Raw genomic sequence first — 18,642 nt, 5'->3', positions numbered from 1 at the left:
AATAGATAGCATTACAGCGCAGTGATAAACATGCTTGTGATAAATAAAGCTGAAAAGAGGGATATTCATGGCACTTCCAAAGATTCAACCCTATGCAATGCCTGTAGAATCGGAGCTTCCCGTCAACAAGGTAACGTGGACACCGGATGCGAAGCGCTCGGTACTCCTGATTCATGATATGCAGCAATATTTTATGAACGCCTTTACGGCAGGGCAGTCCCCTGTTGTGGAGCTGATCGATCATATTTCACAACTTCGTTCGAAGTGTCACGAGCTTGGCATTCCGGTGGTTTACTCCGCACAACCGGGCGGACAGACGCCGGAGCAGCGCGGGTTACAGCTGGACTTTTGGGGTGCGGGGATTGATGGAGGACCTGTACAAAAAGAAATTATTGATGCACTCGCACCTGCTCCGCAAGATACGTTCATGACCAAATGGCGATATAGCGCCTTCCAGAAAACAGAACTGTTTGAACTAATGCAGCGGGATGGTCGCGATCAACTGGTCGTCTGCGGCATTTATGCTCATATCGGATGTCTGATGACCTCCTGCGAAGCCTTTATGAGAGACATTCAGGCGTTCCTGGTTGCGGATGCAGTAGCTGATTTTTCGGCGGAAAAACATCGCATGGCCTTGACGTATGCAGCAGAACGGTGCGCAGTAACACTGACAACCGGGCGTTTGCTTGAGTCGCTAAATGTCACGGCCGAAGGCGTAATTAAAGGAACAGTAAAGTCGGATGCAGGTAAACAAGGTGAACAAGCCTCTGCTACACCCGCTCAAGTGAATGTATTACTGGCTGAGCAGCAAACGGCATCCGCAGCAGAGCGAATTCATGACGGAAGTCATGGCGTTGAACAAGTCACGTTGGAAGAATTAAGGAATCAGGTCGGAGAGATGCTCCAGGAGCAGCCTGCCGACATTGGAGAGCACGATGATCTGATTCAGATGTGGGGACTGGATTCCATTCGTATTATGAGTCTGGCTGAGCGCTTTCGAGTGGAAGGAGCGGGGGTAACGTTCGTGGATCTGGCGGAGCTGCCTACATTGGCGGCATGGGCAGCATTGCTGGATAAGGCCAAAAATAAGGTGCTTCCGAACGGGGACTACTTTTGAGCGGGGCCGTGCATACGTCGCACAGTCGGGACACAGCTTGGCCTCTGTCCTCTGCACAGTCCGGCATCTGGTTCGCTCAGCAGTTGAATCCGGACAATCCGATGTACAATACCGCCGAGTATGTGGTCATCGAGGGTAGCGTAGACGCCAGACGATTCGAAGAAAGTGTGCGACAGACCGTCTCGGAAGCAGAGTCGCTGAATATGGTTTATGGCGAAAATGAACAAGGTCCATGGCAGTCTTTGAACAGCAATCCGGATCATTGGACATTTCATGTCATCGACGTGAGGGAGGAGCCGGAACCCCACACAGCAGCACTGGCCTGGATGAAAAAGGATCTGGCCAATCCCGTCAATCTGGCGACAGGTCCACTCTTCACGGAGGCCTTGTTCCAGGTAAGCCATGATTGTTATTACTGGTATCAGCGCATCCATCATATCGCGATTGATGGATACGGCGTTTCGCTGATTACCCGCAGGTTAGCTTGCTTATACTCTGCAAGTGTAAGAGGAGAAGGTACAGATCAAGTGCAGCAGGGGGCGTCGTTTGGCTCGTTGACGGCCGTTCTTCAGGAAGACGAGGCTTATCTTGGCTCAGTGGACAAAGAGCAGGATCGTCAGTTCTGGATGGATCGATATGCCGATGAACCGGATGTTGTCAGTCTGGGGGAACGGGCTCCGCGAACATCTACCTACTTCCTGAGACAGAGCGGCCTGCTTACTCAGCCGCAGCGCGAGCAAATGCAGTCGGCAGCGGCAAGGTTCGGTGTGACTTGGCCGGACTTGTTTGTAGCGGCAACGGCCATCTACGTACACCGAATGACAGGGGCGACCGATGTTGTGCTGGCCCTGCCTGTGATGTGCCGATTGGGATCAACATCCCTGCGGGTTCCGGGTATGGTCATGAATGTGCTTCCGCTGCGTCTCAACGTGGAGTCGGCTCTGACCGTATCAGAGTTGCTGAAACAGGTTGTGCAGGAGATTCGGGCGGTACGCAAGCATCAACGCTATCGGCATCAGGATCTGCGGCGTGATCTGAAGCTGCTTGGAGAGAATCGGCGTTTGTTCGGACCCATGATTAATGTCATGCCATTCCACCATGAATTAAACTTTGCGGGGCAGCGCGGCATGATTCACAACCTGTCCACTGGCCCGGTGGATGATCTGTCCATTCATGTAGTGGACCACGGGCATGGTCATGGACTGAGTATTGATTTTGATGCCAATCCGTCCATCTACAATGATTCCGAACTGCTGAACCATCAGCTTCGTTATATGCAGCTCCTGAACCTGGTGATGCAGGAAGGGATGGAGACGGAAACGGTTGGACGAATGGAATTGCTGCTCCCTGCCGAACGTGAGCAAGTATTGGTGACATGGAATGGAACGGGACAGGTGACAGCCGAAAGCAATTCGGCAGCACGGTTTGAACAGCAGGTCCGCCGCACACCTTCTGCAACGGCGCTGACATTCGAAGGGGAGTCCCTGACGTATGCGGAGCTGAATGAACGAGCGAATCAGTTGGCTCATGAATTGATACAACGATATCAGGCAGGACCGGAAAAGCGGGTGGCCATTGCTCTTCCCCGTTCGTTGGAAGTGGTCATTGCAATTGTGGCTGTTCACAAAACGGGGGCCGCTTATCTGCCGCTTGACCCTGACTATCCCGAAGAGCGTCTAATCTACATGTTGGAGGATGCCAATCCTGCTTGTGTGGTGACGGTAATGAATCATGTTTCCAGTCTGCCGACAACATCCAGTGTACCGAGGATGGTCATGGATGAACCGAATACTGCTACGGCAGTGAGTCGCCAGCCTGGAAGTAATCCCGAAGGTGATGATCTGACAAATACAGCTTCTCTGCTCAATCCTTCGTATATTATCTACACTTCAGGTTCCACCGGTAAGCCCAAGGGCGTAGCCGTAACCCATCTGGGGCTGGCGAATCTGCTTGAGGATATGAAGACGAGACTACAAGTGGGTCCACAGGACCACTGGCTGTCGGTGACCACAATTGCTTTTGACATATCCGTACTGGAAGTATTTCTGCCGCTTACGACAGGTGCCCGGCTGGATATTGCGCACAAAGAGACGATTCTTGATCCGGTAGCTCTGGCTGGGAAGATGAGAGAGCTGGGAACCACCATCATGCAGGCTACGCCTACGTTATGGCAGTCCTTGGTGACGAGCCGGCCAGGGCGATTCGAGGGGCTAACCGTGATTACCGGAGGAGAGGCGCTGACGGAGGAATTGAAGCTTTCTTTGCAGGAGCTGGGGTGTCACGTCAATAACCAGTACGGCCCGACCGAGACGACCATTTATTCCACGGCTGCATCGTTGGAGACAGGGGCGATGGGGAAACCGTCGATTGGTGGTCCGGTTCGCAACACGCAGTTATATGTGCTGGATCAAGGTTTGAAGCCAGTGCCTCCGGGTGTAGCAGGGGAGCTGTATATCGCAGGCGAAGGGCTTGCGCGCGGGTATTTGGGCAGGCCTGATCTGACCGCAGAACGCTTTGTAGCCAATCCCTTTGGTCAACCAGGCAGTCGGATGTACCGTACAGGAGATTTGGCGAAATGGTTGCCGGATGGTTCCATCGATTATTTGGGTCGTGCTGATCACCAGATCAAAATTAGAGGTTTCCGGATAGAACTGGGCGAGATTGAATCGGTAATCTACAGATATCCAGGTATAGCTCAGGTCACGGTTATGGCCCGTGAAGACCAGCCGGGAAACCAGCGGTTGGCAGCATATGTAGTGGCTGAGTCTGAACTGGAGAATCGTATGGATCTGGCAGAACTAAGAGCTTATGTGGCTGATGCGCTACCGGATTACATGGTGCCTTCTGCATTCACGCTACTGCCCGAGATGCCGCTGACACCGAATAAAAAGATTGATCGCAAACGGCTTCCTGTGCCTACTTTGCTGTCAAATGCCAATGGACGGGAGGCGCGCACACCACAAGAGGAAATTCTGTGCAGTCTGTTCGCTGAGATTCTGGGTGTTGGTCGTGTGGGCATTGACGATGATTTCTTTGAACTGGGTGGACACTCCCTGCTTGCCGGACGAATTACAGCACGTATCCGTGATGTATTCGGTGCAGATCTGACCATTGGAAGTGTATTTGAAGCTCCAACCGCAGCAGGACTGGCCAAACGATTGGATCAGGCAAAATCGGTGAGACCTGTTATTCAGCCTGTTCCACGTCAGGGGGAGCTTCCGCTCTCCTTTGCCCAGCGGAGATTGTGGTTCATGTATTGTCTGGAAGGCGCCAATCCGACGTATAATATTCCGCTGGTTGCCCGGTTGGCCGGGAAGCTGGATACGGATGCTCTGGAGAACGCGCTGCAGGATATTGTAGACCGTCATGAAACATTACGAACGTTGTATCCGCCTGAAATGGGTTCTGCGAGCCAGCATATTCTGAATGCTGCTGACGTCAAAGTGAAATTGAATATAACCGCTGCTGCGGAGCAGGAGCTTCCCGAGCTTCTGACAGAAGCGTCACGCTACAGCTTCCAGCTATCCACTGAACCAGGTATCCGTGCCGAGTTGTTCAGAATCGGCGCGGATGAGCATGTGCTGCTGTTGCTGCTGCATCATATTGCCGGGGATGGATGGTCATTGTCACCGCTCATCCGCGATCTGTCGGAGGCTTATGCGTCACGCTTGCGGGGTTTTTCACCTACCTGGGAGCCGCTGCGCATTCAATATGCCGACTATGCGGTGTGGCAGGAGAAATTGCTAGGGGATGAGAAACAGCAGGACAGTCTGATTGCAAGACAGATGGAATTCTGGACCAACCAGCTGGCCAATGTACCGGAGCAGGTTACGTTCCCTGCCGACTACACCCGTCCAGTCGTGTCCAGTTATCGCGGTGGATCGGTACCTTTTGCGATCAGTCAACGTTTGCATGAGCAACTGATGGTCATTGCACGTGAGAATAAAGTCAGCCTATTCATGGTGCTGCACTCGGCACTCTCCTTGCTGCTTACCCGAATGGGGGCAGGAACGGATATCGTGATAGGAACACCGATTGCCGGACGGAGCGATGATGCGCTGGATGAAGTTGTGGGAATGTTTATTAACACCCTTGTGCTGCGCACCGACACTTCAGGTGATCCAACATTCCGTGAGCTGCTGGCCCATGTGCGGGAAGTCGACCTGGCTGCATATGAACATCAGGATCTGCCGTTTGAACGGTTGGTTGAAGTGCTGAATCCGCCTCGATCCCGTTCCAAACATCCGCTCTTCCAAGTCATGCTTGTGCTGCAAAACACACCTGACATTCGTCTTGATCTGCCGGGTGTTACAGCAGAGACCCGGATGCATGGTGTGGGTTCATCCAAATTTGATCTAACCCTTGAGCTGACAGAGCGGCGTGAGCATAACGGGTCTCCAGCCGGAATTGAAGGTGTACTGGAATATAGTACGGATCTCTTCCGGAAATCTACTGCAGGGGAACTTGTGGTCCGATTGATGCAGGTACTTGAGGATGCCGTGCAGCAGACGGATGAACGGATCAGCAGATTTCATGTCGTGACTCCGACAGAGCAGGCGCAGCTTGAAAAAGAATGGTCCTTTACGCTGAGTGAAGATGCTCAACTGACCATAGCTGAGCGCTTTGAGATACAAGCAGCAGCTCATCCGGAAGCGACTGCCATGACCTGTGAGGATATTACGTTGAATTACAGGGAACTGAATGCAAGAGCCAATCAGCTTGCCAGATTACTGATCGCTCAAGGCGTGACACCGGAGCAAATGGTAGCACTGGCCTTGCCTCGCTCCGTTGAAATGGTTGTGGGTATTCTCGCTGTGTTAAAAGCAGGGGCCGCATATCTGCCGCTTGACCCCAATTATCCGGCAGACCGCTTGACACATATGCTGACAGACGCAGCACCGAAAGTCATGGTAACGAGTACAGAAGTGTACACCTTGCTTCCGCAGATAGCGGGAATCCAGTGTATTAATATGGACGATCCGCATATCCTGCAGCAATTGGGGATACTGGATGATCGAAATCCAGCGGATAGCGAACGCAATGGGCGTGTAACCCCCCTGAGCCCGGCTTACATGATCTATACCTCGGGTTCGACAGGCAAGCCGAAGGGGGTCGTTATTCCGCATGCCAATGTCATCCGTTTATTGGATGCTACTCAGCATTGGTTCCATTTTGACGCGAGTGATGTGTGGACCTTGTTCCATTCCTATGCATTCGACTTCTCCGTATGGGAGATCTGGGGACCGCTGCTTCATGGAGGACGATTAGTTGTTGTTCCTCATGAGATCAGCCGTTCACCTGGAGCGTTCCTGGAATTGCTCGCTGAGCAAAAGGTGACCGTATTGAACCAGACGCCATCTGCGTTCTACCAACTTATGCAGGCTGACCGGGAAAATCCGGCCTGGGGACAGCAGCTCGCACTTCGTTATGTCATTTTTGGAGGCGAAGCACTGGAGCTGGGCCGCTTGGATGATTGGTACGAGCGCCATGCTGATGATGCGCCAAAACTCATCAATATGTATGGCATCACCGAGACAACGGTTCACGTCAGCTACAAGGAACTGCATGCAGGTAGTTCTACCGAAGGTGCAAGCAGCTGGATTGGATGCGCCATACCGGATCTTCGGGTATACGTGCTGGATGATCAACTGGAGCCTGTACCGACAGGAGTAACCGGAGAAATGTATGTAGCCGGAGCAGGTCTGGCTCGTGGTTATTGGAATCGACCTGATCTTACAGCTGAGCGATTCGTTGCTGATCCATATGGTCCGCCAGGTACTCGTATGTACCGGACAGGAGATTTGGCGAAGCGTCTGCATGATGGCTCGCTCGATTATTTGGGCCGGGCGGATCAGCAGGTGAAAATTCGTGGATTCCGCATTGAGCTTGGCGAGATTGAAGCAGTGCTGGCAAGGCATCCAAGCGTGGCTCAGGCTGCTGTAATCGTCCATGAGGACCAGCCGGGGGATAAACGTCTTGTAGCTTATATCGTTCCGGCTTCGGACACAGGGACGATACCGGAATCGACTGCCTTGCGTCGTCATGCGTCTGCCAGTCTTCCGGATTATATGGTTCCATCTGCGGTTGTAGCGATGGAGAGCCTGCCGCTTACACCGAATGGCAAGCTGGATCGCAAGGTACTGCCTGCACCGGAGATGCAATTAACGACAGGTGGCAGAGCGCCTCGCAACCCGCAGGAGCAGATCCTCTGTGATTTGTTTGCCGAAGTATTGGGGATGCGGAGTGTGAGCATTGACGACAGTTTCTTCGAGCTGGGTGGCCATTCGCTGCTGGCTGTTCGCTTAATGAGCCGCATTCGTGAAGCGATGGGACGGGAGCCAGGCATCGGCATTTTGTTCGAAACAGCTACGGTAGCGGGACTGGCGGAGCGATTGGAGATGGATTCGGATTCCGGAAAAAGCTCGCTTCAGGTGCTGTTGCCGCTCAGAACGCATGGAGAGCATCTGCCTGTATTCTGTGTCCATCCCGCAGGAGGACTTAGCTGGTGTTACGCCGGGCTGATGAAACATCTGGGCATGGAGTATCCGCTCTACGGGTTACAGGCCAGAGGAATTGCTGAGGTTGAGGAACTTCCGTTTACACTGGAAGATATGACGGCAGACTACATCCGTCATATCCGCACGGTACAGCCTGAGGGGCCTTACCGCCTGCTGGGCTGGTCCCTCGGAGGCAATGTTGCACAGGCCATGGCGGTGCAGCTGCAATCGGAAGGGGAAGAAGTGGAGTTTCTCGCCATGCTGGATGCGTATCCGAGCCACTATCTGCCGATTCGCGGAGAACCGGATGAGGAAGAAGCCTTAACGGCATTGCTTGCACTGGGTGGTTATGATCCGGACAGCATTGGGGATGGGCCGCTGGATATGGCAACAGCTATGCGTATATTGCGCAGTGAGGGCAGTGCGCTGGCAAGTTTGGATGAAGAGACAATCATGAAGCTGCGGAAAACCTATGAAAATTCCGTACGGATCTTGGGGGCCTATACGCCATCCCGATTCGAGGGGGATCTGATCTTCTTCCGTTCCACCATTATTCCGGACTGGTTTGACCCGATTGAACCGGAAATGTGGAATGCGTATATCGGAGGCCAATTGGAACGGCATGATATCGCTTGCCGTCACAAAGACCTCTGTCAGCCTGGACCGCTGGAGGAAATCTGCCGAACACTGGCCGCCAAGCTGGAGGAGCTGAACAAGCGCGAAATTCAACATAAATAGGAGGATAAGGCGATGAGCAACCCATTTGAATATGAAGACAGCAATTATCTGGTGTTAATCAATGAGGAGGGGCAATACTCCCTCTGGCCTGCATCTCTTGCAGTACCCGCGGGTTGGACTGTAATGCTAAGCAAAGCCAAGCGCCGGGTATGCCTCGATTACATCGCCGAGCAATGGACAGACCTGAAACCGTTAAGTCTTTGTGATGAAATCGGTATGCCTGGAGCCGTTCATGAGGCTAGCAGATGAAATTCAGTCTGAATCCCAAGGTCATCGTGAGCATTGTTTACGTACTGGCGATGTTTATGGTAGCCATGGATGGAACGGTCTTGAACGTAGCGTTACGAACCATCAGTGAGGAGCTGGGGATTCACCCGGCTGCTTCGGGTACCTTGAATGTGGGTTATCTGGTGAGTTTGGCTGTATTCCTGCCTGTTGCAGGATGGCTTGGTGATCGCTGGGGAACGAAACGAGTTTTCTTATCGGCACTGGCACTGTTTACGGTATCCTCTGCACTTTGTGCAACGGCCGATCAATTAAGTACGCTGACATTCTTCCGCATTTTGCAGGGTGCAGGGGGTGGTCTGCTTACTCCTGTAGGGATGGCGATGCTGTTTCGAACCTTTCCCCCTCAGGAACGGGCCAAGGTATCCCGAATGCTTGTACTGCCCATCGCGCTGGCCCCGGCCCTGGGGCCGATTGTGAGCGGATTGATTGTGGACCAGCTCTCTTGGCGATGGATCTTCTATGTGAATCTGCCCGTCGGCATTCCAGCGGTGATCTTCGGAATGCTGTATCTGAAGGAGCACAGAGAACAGGGAGCCGGTCGACTGGATGTACCGGGGTGGTTATTATCTGCCCCAGGACTCGCCCTGACGATGTACGCTCTTAGTCAGGGGCCGCTGCGAGGGTGGACTTCCCCTCTTATTATTGGAGCCGGCCTTACAGGGATCATCCTGCTCGCGTTGCTCGTGGTAGCTGAATTGCGCGCGAAGCAGCCTTTGCTTGACCTACGTTTGCTGAAAGACCGTTTATTCCGCTATTCGGGTCTGGTATCTGTATGCGGGGCAGCGGGTCTGCTGGGCATGTTGTATGTGTTTCCGTTAATGTATCAAAATGTGTTAAACGCTTCTGCGCTGGAGACAGGGCTAACCACATTCCCGGAAGCCTTGGGACTTATGATTGCTTCGCAGCTTGTGCCCTGGACGTATCCGCGGCTGGGTCCGCGTAAGCTGATATCCATGGGTCTGATCTGCACGGCTATAATTTTCATTACGCTTAGTCAGATCACTGTGGATACGAATCCATGGTTCATTCGTGCGTTATTGTTTGGCGTAGGGATTTTCCTGGGACAGACGGTAGGCGCAGTGCAGATTGCCTCGTTTGCCCAAATCCCTCCTCCTTCCATGGGACGAGCCTCCACCTGGTTCACGGTGCAAAATCGGCTGGGTTCCGCGATTGGAATGGCCTTATTGTCTGCTGTTCTGGCTGGCGTGGGTACAACGACGGTGACTGCTGCTGGAGCGATGGAGCCGAATATGCTGGCTTACCGTTTGGCTTTGCTGGGAGCTGCTGCGTTTCTGTTGATTGGTCTATGTTTTGCCCTGAAAATCAGCGATGCTGACGCAGCTGCAACGATACGGAAAAACAGGGGTCAGGGTCTTTTTCGGAGGCAAAAGAAAACTCCATCATTGACGCAGGAATCACAATAATCCCAAGCTTCAAAAAAAATCCCTGGCGGGCTCGCCAGGGATTTTTAAGCATGATTGTTATTGGAGGAGAGGGATCTGTGGCCCCTCCTTCATAGTAATGCCTGATACAACTCTTCAATTGTGATGACATCCGGATGGGCAGGCAAATCTTCTCCTGCGGAACAAGCTGCTAACATATGCCCGTGATCCAGTCGCAGGCTGAGGAATGGATAAGAGGTCGCTTCTGGCGAGTGCCAGTTCCCGTCAGCATTGCGGATCATGGAAAATGAATCAAGTGGCATGGATAGGCCCATGCCGACGGCCTTGATGTAGCTCTCCTTCAGCGTCCATAGATGGTAAAAGGTCTCCAGCTGCATCTTAGCGGGCTCCGCAGCCAGAAATTTGCTCTCCGTGAGAGAGAAGAAGCGCTCCGCAATCTTCATGTCGATTGGCGCTATTTTTTCCACATCCACACCCAGATCAGCGTCACCGCCAGAGATTAAAGCAATCCAATCACCAGAGTGCGAGACATTAAATTGAACATCAGCATAGTTACTGAGTGCAGGTTTGCCGTATTTGTTACGGGTAAAGGAGAGCTCTCCCGGCTTTAGGCCAGTCAACTTGCTCAGCGTCACACGGGTCAACACTTCACCCAGAACAGAGCGATAAGCATCCGCCTGATGTACAAAACGTGAAGCTTGTCCTCTTCTTTCCTCAGATACCTGCGACAGAAAAAGGTTCCAGTATGATTCCGGCAATTCTGCCGGAACTTGAAGAACTTGAATCGTTATCATCATTTATCACCTGACGATGTATTCGGCATCAATTGCAGACTTTCCTTTATATTCATCGGTTTATGGGGTCTGCCCGTGTCGCTTCATGCCCGCTGTGTACTCTTCCATTCTTCATGTGCAGCCTGTACCCGACCCCACATTTCTTCACGTTCCAGTTCCGTGTAATTCACCAGCGGTTCGTGGAACTTCTCAGCCAATACGTCTTTCCACTCAGTGTAGGTTTGAATCTCCATTTTGTGGATACCATCGCGGTCATGCGTCCGGAGCATACATCCACGTAGCTCGTTGCTACCGCTCTCATCCCTTTGCCGGAGCAAAAATGCGTTATGCCAAGGCGAATCGGCTGACTGGCTGTAGAATTCATGCTTGGGAATGAACTCTTCCAGACTGGTAAGTTCTTCGGGATCGAAGTCGACACCCTCACTTGGCCCGTTGGGTTCATATTCAAGTCTCCATCCGCCAGAAGCTACAGATGAAGGCATTAATGTATAAGTAAACGGTGCCGATCCATAGGTTCCATAACGAAGAGGAAGTGGTTCGAAGGGCATGCCGCCCAGACCAACATCCACAATCCAACGTTCCACATTCGGGTCTGCATCTGGCAAAGAGACCGACAGCCCGAGATGGAACGAGTTCACACGTGGCTGCTCTCCATATGGCTGAACTCCGGCCCGATGCCAATGCACCGTATATCCCAAAGAGCGAAGCAGAACGCTGAACGCGCCATTCAGATGGAAACAGTAACCACTGCGGCCTTGCAATATAAGCTGAATAGATTCTTGAAGATCAATGCCCGCAGGCCGACCTGCAAAAATATCGACTGTTTGCCAGGATAGATGCTGCACATGTGCCTGCTGGATTTCGGATAGGAATCCCAGTGTGGGTTCCTTGATATCATTAATGCCTATCCGTTTCAGGTAGGCCTGTATTTCAGATGGAGTCAATGTAACATTCATCCAGATCACCTCGAGTCATGTAGTGGGCGTGTTATAAACTGCTGCTGCCCTGAATTCATTGTAAAAGTGAACGGCTAAAATGAATACACAGGTTTAACTCAATTGTACCGGTACAGTTAAGAGAGACGCATACACATCTTTCCATGAATGGGAGCGTTATTTCTTTTTCTTGGTATGTTAACCGTTTGGAGTGGATATAGGTTAGAATATAGATAGAAAGCAGGATTAGGAGATGGAAAAAATGGCTAATGATGAAGTGATTTTGACACAGGAAGGCTTGGAAAAGCTGGAGGACGAACTGAGGGATTTAAAGACGGTGAAGCGTAAGGAACTGGCGGCGCGTCTGAAACTCGCGATCAGTTACGGTGACCTGAAGGAAAATAGTGAGTATCATTCAGCCAAAGATGATCAGGCTTTTATGGAAACCCGCATTTTGATTCTGGAGAAAATGCTGACCAAAGCAAGAGTCATCACTTCGGACAATATCGACTCGAACAAAGTAAGCATTGGCTCAACCATTCTGCTTAATGATATTGAATTTGCCGAGAAGATTGAATACATGCTGGTTGGTCCGGCCGAGGCGGATGTTGCCGATAACAAAATATCGTACGAAAGCCCGCTTGGCAAAGAACTGATGGGCAAAGAAGTAGGCAGTGTCATTCATGTCAATGCGCCGATGGGCATTATCAAATATGAGTTGCTTGAAATTAAAATATAATCGGAATAGAGGTGTTTCGGCAACCATGGAAATGGCTGCTGGAACACCTCTTTTTTTGTTCTTGCAGGATAATATTCAGCTACGTTTCTTCCGTCCATCCAGAACTTCACGGGTCATGGCATATACAACCCAGAGCAGGATCACGATATGGATCATCGCAATGGAAATGCCTATGCCATACATCAAATCATTGGTCAGTCCTGAACCGTGCATGCTGAAGCTCGCTCCATGTCCTCCGCCAAAGTTACCATGCCCACCACCGATGCGTGGTTGCCCTTCCTCAGCTCCAAAGTCGCCACCAGAACCCGTGCTCATGATCATGGCAATATTTACGTAGGTAGTCAGGGAGAAGGCGATTGCAGCGTACATCCATTTACGTTCAAAGAACGGAACCAGAACAAAGAATAACAAAGCAGGGATGCTGTAGCGCTCATGAATTTCCGTAGGCAACATAAAGAAGGCGAGATTCACAGCCGCACCTGCAATGAGCAGAGATGTAATACGAATTTCCTTAATCAGCAGCAGATAGGCCGCTACTCCAATCACGGCAATGGCAAGCAGCAGCAAACCGAACATTTTGTACGTCACTATGCCAAATAACACCGTTGCATCGCTTGCTCCCGGATCACCAAGCAGGTGATACCAGATATTCATGGCGTTCAGGGAAAGCTGCGGGTACATATTAACTGCGCTTCCGTATGCGTTGGTCAGCATGGTGCCGAGGGTTCCGTTTGCAGCAAAATAGAGAAGAACAGGCAGGATAGCAATCATTAATCCCGCTACAAATAGAAGTATGCCGCGAAATTGCCTGTGATAAAGCTGGCGTAGCAGTACAATACCGATGACCGGAGCAATGACGATCGCCTGAAACTTCGCCAACAGGGCTACGGAGAACAATACACCCGCCAAGAGAGGATTACTTAGTAACAGAACGGTAGACAGCACCATTAATGTACTGTGCAGGATGTCGATCTGTCCCCACATGGCGCTGTCGACCAGCAGACCGGGGTTGAAGGAAAGAACTGCAAGCAGCACCAAACGTGCGCCAGAGCTTAGCTTTTTGAATGTGAGGGTCAAGACCGTCATGGACAGCATATCGAAGGCGATAGGCAGTATTTTCATGGACAGATGGCCAGCTGAGGCGGTTATGCCGAGTCCATCCAGTATCCAGCGGTACAACCCCAGAATGAAGATAAACAAGGGGGGATAGTTCTGATCTTTTCCATACAGGTATGATTCGCGAACCCCGTATTGGTGGACGGCATTCATCCAATAGACGAACAGAGACTGATCTCCGATATAACCCCTGAATTGTGTTCCAAGGTACAACCGCAGCAATAGACCTCCTGTGAAAATTAGAGCGGCATACAGCCAGAAATGCCTGTTCCATTGGGTATTTGAATCTCTGTAGCTCAGTGTGTTCATCCTTCTCCTCCTCAGCATGGGCGATTGAGATTGGTGCAAGTATAGTTGACCAAGCTGAAAAAGGGATGAATTTTAGGGCATACGTCGCCCCGCCAGAAGCTTAAAGTTTACTGAAAGCCAGTGAATAGCACGGCGGATTTAAAAGCAGAGAAGCAGGAGCCTTTGAGGAGGTTCCTCCTTCTTAACGGTTTGGTGGTCGCCTGGAAAGTTGAGTTTGCAGCCTTCTGAGGAATTACCGAACTACAGGGCAGGGTTGGCGTACTCCTTTTTATCATATACTGCATATTAGGGGGTTCAGTGGACTACATGTCGCATGCTGATTGCTTTGTTAAGCGAAGAAGGCAAGGGCAGCATATTTAATGTAGACATTCCTGTAAATAAATAACATTTCGATTAATTTCGATTTTCGAATGACCTGAGGGGATGACTGTTATATAATAACGGAAAATCTTAGAACAGATGGAGTAGATATAATGAATTTCAGTAAGTCCAGTAATTCCAATTTGAATCAAGACGAACCGGGCAAAGGTGAACGCTTCTCAAGAGCCGGATTTATCCTGGCTGCCATTGGTAGTTCAGTGGGTCTCGGCAACATGTGGAAGTTTCCTTATATTACGGGGGAGAACGGGGGCGCTGCGTTTTTCCTGCTCTTTATCGTTTGTCTCCTGTTGATCGGTCTACCCGTATTGCTGGCTGAGCTTGCGATTGGTCGCAGCGGCAGAGGGAGCGCAGCAACAGCCTTTATCAAGGCAGGTGGGCAAAAAGGGTGGCTAGCGGCTGGTTTGCTGCAAGTATTAACACCGTTTATCATCCTTTCCTTTTATGTCATCATTGCAGGCTGGACGCTGCAATATGCTGTGACGTCATTCAGCGGCACGCTGTATAACAATCCTGACTATGCTGGGCAATTTGGTGACTTTGTAGGCGGTTATATGCCAATTGTATGGCAGCTGATTTCAGTTCTGATTACAGGCTGGATCGTAGCCAAAGGGGTATCGAACGGAATCGAGAAGTTTAACAAAGTGCTGATTCCGGCGATGCTGGTTCTGCTCATTATCCTGATGGTTCGTGCAGTGACTTTGCCAGGAGCTGGTGCGGGAGTCTCCTTCTTCCTGAATCCGGACTTCTCGCAGCTTACGACCGAATCTGCGCTGGTTGCGCTTGGACATGCCTTCTTCTCCCTATCGCTGGGTATGGGTATTCTCGTGACATACGGTTCGTATGTTGATAAAAATCAATCACTCGGTGCAGCAACCGTTGCTGTTGGTGCGGGTGACCTGATCTATGCGTTCATTGCGGGTCTGATCATATTCCCAACGACATTCTCCTTCGGGATTGCACCGGATCAGGGTCCATCGCTGATCTTTGTGGCTCTACCGGCAGCCTTCTCAGCCATGCCGCTGGGCTTCGTGTTCGGTGGGTTGTTCTTCGTGCTTCTGGCGATTGCGGCGTTAACATCGGCGGTATCCTTGCTGGAAGTTCCGGTGAAATATTTCATGGAGAGATTGTCCTGGAGCCGAAGCCGCGCGGTATGGACCATCTCACTTGCTGTTTTTATCGTTGGGCTTCCTTCGGTATTGTCGCTCGGATTATTCCCTGAATGGACAATCGGCTCGAAGAGTGTGTTCGACTGGATGGACTTTGTAGCGTCCAACATCTTACTTCCGATTGGTGGATTGCTGGTTACCATTTTTGCAGGTTACTTCTGGAAAAAGGCTGCCGAAGCATCCGGCCTGCGTGCAGGTTGGTTCCGGGTATGGTTGTTCATGCTGCGCTATGTAGCGCCAATCCTGGTGCTTCTGGTTCTGCTGCACACCTCCGGTATTATTCACTTCTAAACGGTTGGGAATTGAAGTGGAGGAGTAAGTTACTGTGTAGATTTGCCATGAATAAAACCTCTTGGAAGAAATGCAAAAGCCCTTGTGTTCCCTCGTCAATTTTGGGACAATACAGAGTAGAGGTTTTTTCGACAGAACCGATGAGCCATATGCTTTTTGCGAAAAGAGGACAATAACATGATTAAATCATCCATATATGGATTAACATTAGAGCAACTACGTGACTGGCTGCCGGAGCACGGACAGAAGAAATCCCGTGCTTCCCGCATCTGGGAATGGTTATATCAGGAGCGTGTGCACGATTTTACAGAGATGACGGACGTGCGTCAGGAATGTCTGGATGTCATTTCCGAGCATTTCACGATGAACTCGCTGAGTGAACATGTGAAGCAGGAATCCGCTGACGGCACGGTAAAATTTCTGCTGCGTATGCAGGACGGCAATCTGATTGAAACAGTTTTAATGCGCCAAAAATATGGTCTCACTGTATGTGTAACCACTCAAGTGGGGTGTAACATTGGTTGCAGCTTCTGCGCGAGCGGGCTGATCAAGAAGAGCCGCGATCTGTCCGGTGGTGAGATTGTGGAACAGATTATGCACGTACAACAGTATCTTGATGCAGCTGGCCAAGGCGAGCGGGTAACTAACGTGGTCGTGATGGGAATTGGCGAGCCGTTTGACAATTTCCAGAACATGACTGACTTTATTGAAGTGATCAAGCATCGTAAAGGGCTGGCGCTTGCGGCCAAACGGATCACCGTATCCACGAGCGGACTGCCTGACAAGATCAAGGAATTTGCAGATAGCAGTTTGCAGGTGAACCTGGCGATATCGTTGCACGCACCAAATAACGAGCTGCGGACACAGATCATGAAGATCAACCGGGCCTTCCCGATTGAACAATTGATGGACGCGGTGGATTATTACCTGGCTACGACGAACAAGCGTATTATGTTTGAATATATTTTGCTTCGGGACGTCAACGATCAGCGGGAACATGCGGCAGAACTGGCTGAACTGTTGTCCAGCCGCAAGAGTATGGTCAGTATCAATCTGATTCCTTACAATCCGGTGGATGAGCACAGTCAGTATCAGCGGAGTACGGAAGAGTCCATTCTGGGCTTCTATGATACATTGAAAAAGAATAACATTAATGCAACAGTACGTATGGAACATGGCACCGATATTGATGCGGCCTGCGGACAATTGCGCAGTAAACAGATGAAAAATAACGCCGCCGAATCTCAGCCAGGTCGTCTTGCTTTGGGATAAGATGCAAGCCAAGAAATCAGGTTAACGCCTGGCTTCTGGTGGAACCTCGTGGCAACTCGCGCCGCCCATCCGCGTATGGGTTGGCGCGAGTTTTTTTGGTTTCGCACAGGTCGAAGAACCGAGGTACCAGCCCGTCAGCAGTACACGTTTACTAGACATCCTCCCAATGTGGCGCTACATCTAACGAACTCATCGCACCTTAATGTGGCAAAATACGTGAATTAGAAATGCTAACGAACTCCAGTCGCGTTATTCCAGTCAAATCCATATAAGAAGGTGCAAGTTAGGTGGCTAAACAGAAAATAAGGTGTGTACGATTCGTTACATTCCCAAAATAGTTGAATCTCCATTAATAGCGCTTGCTGGGTTCATTAGAATACAAAAAGAGCATCCGAAAGTCTTTTTCTTGACCTTAGAGGATGCTCTTTTTGTATTTATTTTAAGTTCTTGGTCATCAGCAGATGAGGAATGCCATCTTCCATGAATACGTCCGAGGCAGCCGTATATCCGAGTCGTTCGTAGAACCCGGAGGCTTGTACCTGTGCGTGCAGCTTGGCTTTCTCGAATCCTTGAGCGAGAGCCATCTGCTCCAGCTTATCGATCAGCACACGACCAAGTCCATGTTTCCGATAATCGATCATGACACAGATCCGTTCCAATTTGGCAACATTTTCGACCACACGTAGTCTTGATGAAGCAGCAGGAACGCCGTCTACGTAGAGCAGAATATGTTTTGCTTCCGTATTCAGTGCATCATAGGCATCGAATTCATCCTCGGCTGGTACACCCTGTTCTTCAACAAAGATGGAGGTACGAATGGCGAAGCAGGCGTCGAGCAAATCTTGGTTATTAGCTTCAACAACAGTTGTATTCATGAATGTTTCTCCTTTGGTCAATAGTAATTCTATCCTGACATGGTAAACTGGTAGATAGCATGAACGTATACCTGTTCCACGTGTTATCATGTTTAAAATTTAAATGGATGCAATTTAGTTATATCATCAATTATGTTGCGAATGCAACAATTATATAGGGGAGTGAATACATTGACTGAAAAAAAAGAAGTATTGCGTGAAATCGGTATGATTGCCCGCTGTTTGGATTCGATCAGCAACGTTGAATTCCAACATTTAAATTTGTCTCGTGGACAGTATTTGTACCTTTATCGCATTTGCGAGAATCCCGGCATTATTCCCAACCAACTGGCTGAATTAATCAAAGTGGATCGCACCACTGCGGCTAGAGCCATTAGCAAACTGGAAGCGGACGGGTTTGTCATCAAACAGTCGGCAATGGGTAATAAAAAGAATAAGTTGTTATTTCCGACTGATGCTGGTCTTGAAGCCTGGGATTTTATTCGCAGGGAGGGTGTGCATTCCGATCAGGTAACGCTGGAGGGCTTAACGGAGGAAGAGATCGAGACAGCCGTTAATCTGCTGCGCCGGATGCGCCACAATATTGAAGTGGATTGGAAATTCGTCAAAAAGGGCGGCCGCCGGCCTTATATGGATCAATCAGAATGAATCATGTTTCTAATGTGTAAGAGCTGTTTGCTGAATTAATTCGGGCGACAGCCTTTTTGCTGTAGAAACATAT

Annotated in this window: 12 protein-coding genes; 8 read left to right on the top strand and 4 right to left on the bottom strand. The window is 50.4% G+C overall.

The features are described from left to right. Positions 1-67 precede the first annotated feature (67 nt). From ACFVQB_RS09730 to ACFVQB_RS09715, 4 genes are read left to right on the top strand one after another with little or no spacing between them, the layout of a single operon-like run. The gene (locus ACFVQB_RS09730; RefSeq protein ID WP_379437579.1) at positions 68-1,117 is read left to right on the top strand and encodes an isochorismatase family protein; all 1,050 of its coding nucleotides are present in this window, start codon (positions 68-70) and stop codon (positions 1,115-1,117) included. Beyond that, the gene (locus ACFVQB_RS09725) at positions 1,114-8,352 is read left to right on the top strand and encodes an amino acid adenylation domain-containing protein (RefSeq protein ID WP_379437577.1); all 7,239 of its coding nucleotides are present in this window, start codon (positions 1,114-1,116) and stop codon (positions 8,350-8,352) included. The genes ACFVQB_RS09730 and ACFVQB_RS09725 overlap by 4 nt, the downstream gene beginning before the upstream one ends. 12 nt (positions 8,353-8,364) lie before the next feature. Next, complete coding sequence (locus ACFVQB_RS09720; RefSeq protein WP_064641631.1) at positions 8,365-8,601, top strand: MbtH family protein; 237 nt, start codon at positions 8,365-8,367, stop codon at positions 8,599-8,601. Next, positions 8,598-10,064 carry an MDR family MFS transporter gene (locus ACFVQB_RS09715; protein WP_379437574.1) on the top strand — a complete coding sequence of 489 codons (1,467 nt, stop codon included), beginning with the start codon at positions 8,598-8,600 and terminating at the stop codon, positions 10,062-10,064. Before ACFVQB_RS09720 ends, ACFVQB_RS09715 begins: the two co-directional genes overlap by 4 nt. Before the next feature lie 89 nt (positions 10,065-10,153). Here ACFVQB_RS09715 and ACFVQB_RS09710 read toward each other — a convergent pair whose 3' ends face one another. Next, positions 10,154-10,840: a 4'-phosphopantetheinyl transferase family protein gene (locus ACFVQB_RS09710; protein WP_379437571.1), complete on the bottom strand. Its 687-nt coding sequence runs from the start codon at positions 10,838-10,840 to the stop codon at positions 10,154-10,156. A gap of 80 nt (positions 10,841-10,920) precedes the next feature. Continuing rightward, on the bottom strand, positions 10,921-11,793 hold the full coding sequence (locus ACFVQB_RS09705; protein ID WP_379437569.1) for an arylamine N-acetyltransferase family protein: 873 nt from the start codon (positions 11,791-11,793) through the stop codon (positions 10,921-10,923). Positions 11,794-12,034: 241 nt separating this feature from the next. On the opposite strand from ACFVQB_RS09705, the gene greA reads away from it, so the two are divergent. Then, entirely contained in the window at positions 12,035-12,511 is a 477-nt protein-coding gene (gene greA / locus ACFVQB_RS09700) for a transcription elongation factor GreA (RefSeq protein ID WP_090902976.1), read from the top strand. A 75-nt stretch (positions 12,512-12,586) separates the two neighbouring features. Here greA and ACFVQB_RS09695 read toward each other — a convergent pair whose 3' ends face one another. Further along, entirely contained in the window at positions 12,587-13,936 is a 1,350-nt protein-coding gene (locus ACFVQB_RS09695; protein ID WP_379437567.1) for a hypothetical protein, read from the bottom strand. A gap of 473 nt (positions 13,937-14,409) precedes the next feature. Here ACFVQB_RS09695 and ACFVQB_RS09690 point away from each other — a divergent pair, with 473 nt between their 5' ends. Beyond that, complete coding sequence (locus ACFVQB_RS09690; protein ID WP_379437565.1) at positions 14,410-15,774, top strand: sodium-dependent transporter; 1,365 nt, start codon at positions 14,410-14,412, stop codon at positions 15,772-15,774. A gap of 177 nt (positions 15,775-15,951) precedes the next feature. Continuing rightward, the gene (rlmN, locus tag ACFVQB_RS09685) at positions 15,952-17,046 is read left to right on the top strand and encodes a dual-specificity RNA methyltransferase RlmN (protein WP_379437563.1); all 1,095 of its coding nucleotides are present in this window, start codon (positions 15,952-15,954) and stop codon (positions 17,044-17,046) included. A gap of 434 nt (positions 17,047-17,480) precedes the next feature. Here the strand turns inward: rlmN and ACFVQB_RS09680 are convergent, their stop codons facing one another. Then, positions 17,481-17,921 (bottom strand): GNAT family N-acetyltransferase, encoded by a 441-nt coding sequence (locus ACFVQB_RS09680; protein WP_379437561.1) that lies wholly within the window; start codon positions 17,919-17,921, stop codon positions 17,481-17,483. 207 nt (positions 17,922-18,128) lie between these two features. Between ACFVQB_RS09680 and ACFVQB_RS09675 the strand changes: the two genes are divergently transcribed. After that, the gene (locus ACFVQB_RS09675) at positions 18,129-18,569 is read left to right on the top strand and encodes a MarR family winged helix-turn-helix transcriptional regulator (protein ID WP_379438116.1); all 441 of its coding nucleotides are present in this window, start codon (positions 18,129-18,131) and stop codon (positions 18,567-18,569) included. Positions 18,570-18,642 lie beyond the last annotated feature (73 nt).

The sequence above is a fragment of the Paenibacillus sp. NPDC057886 genome (genome assembly GCF_042796655.1).
In the GTDB taxonomy this organism is placed as follows: domain Bacteria; phylum Bacillota; class Bacilli; order Paenibacillales; family Paenibacillaceae; genus Paenibacillus.
The sequence above is the reverse complement of the archived record's forward strand: the minus strand, read 5'-3'. Positions and strand labels throughout refer to the sequence as shown.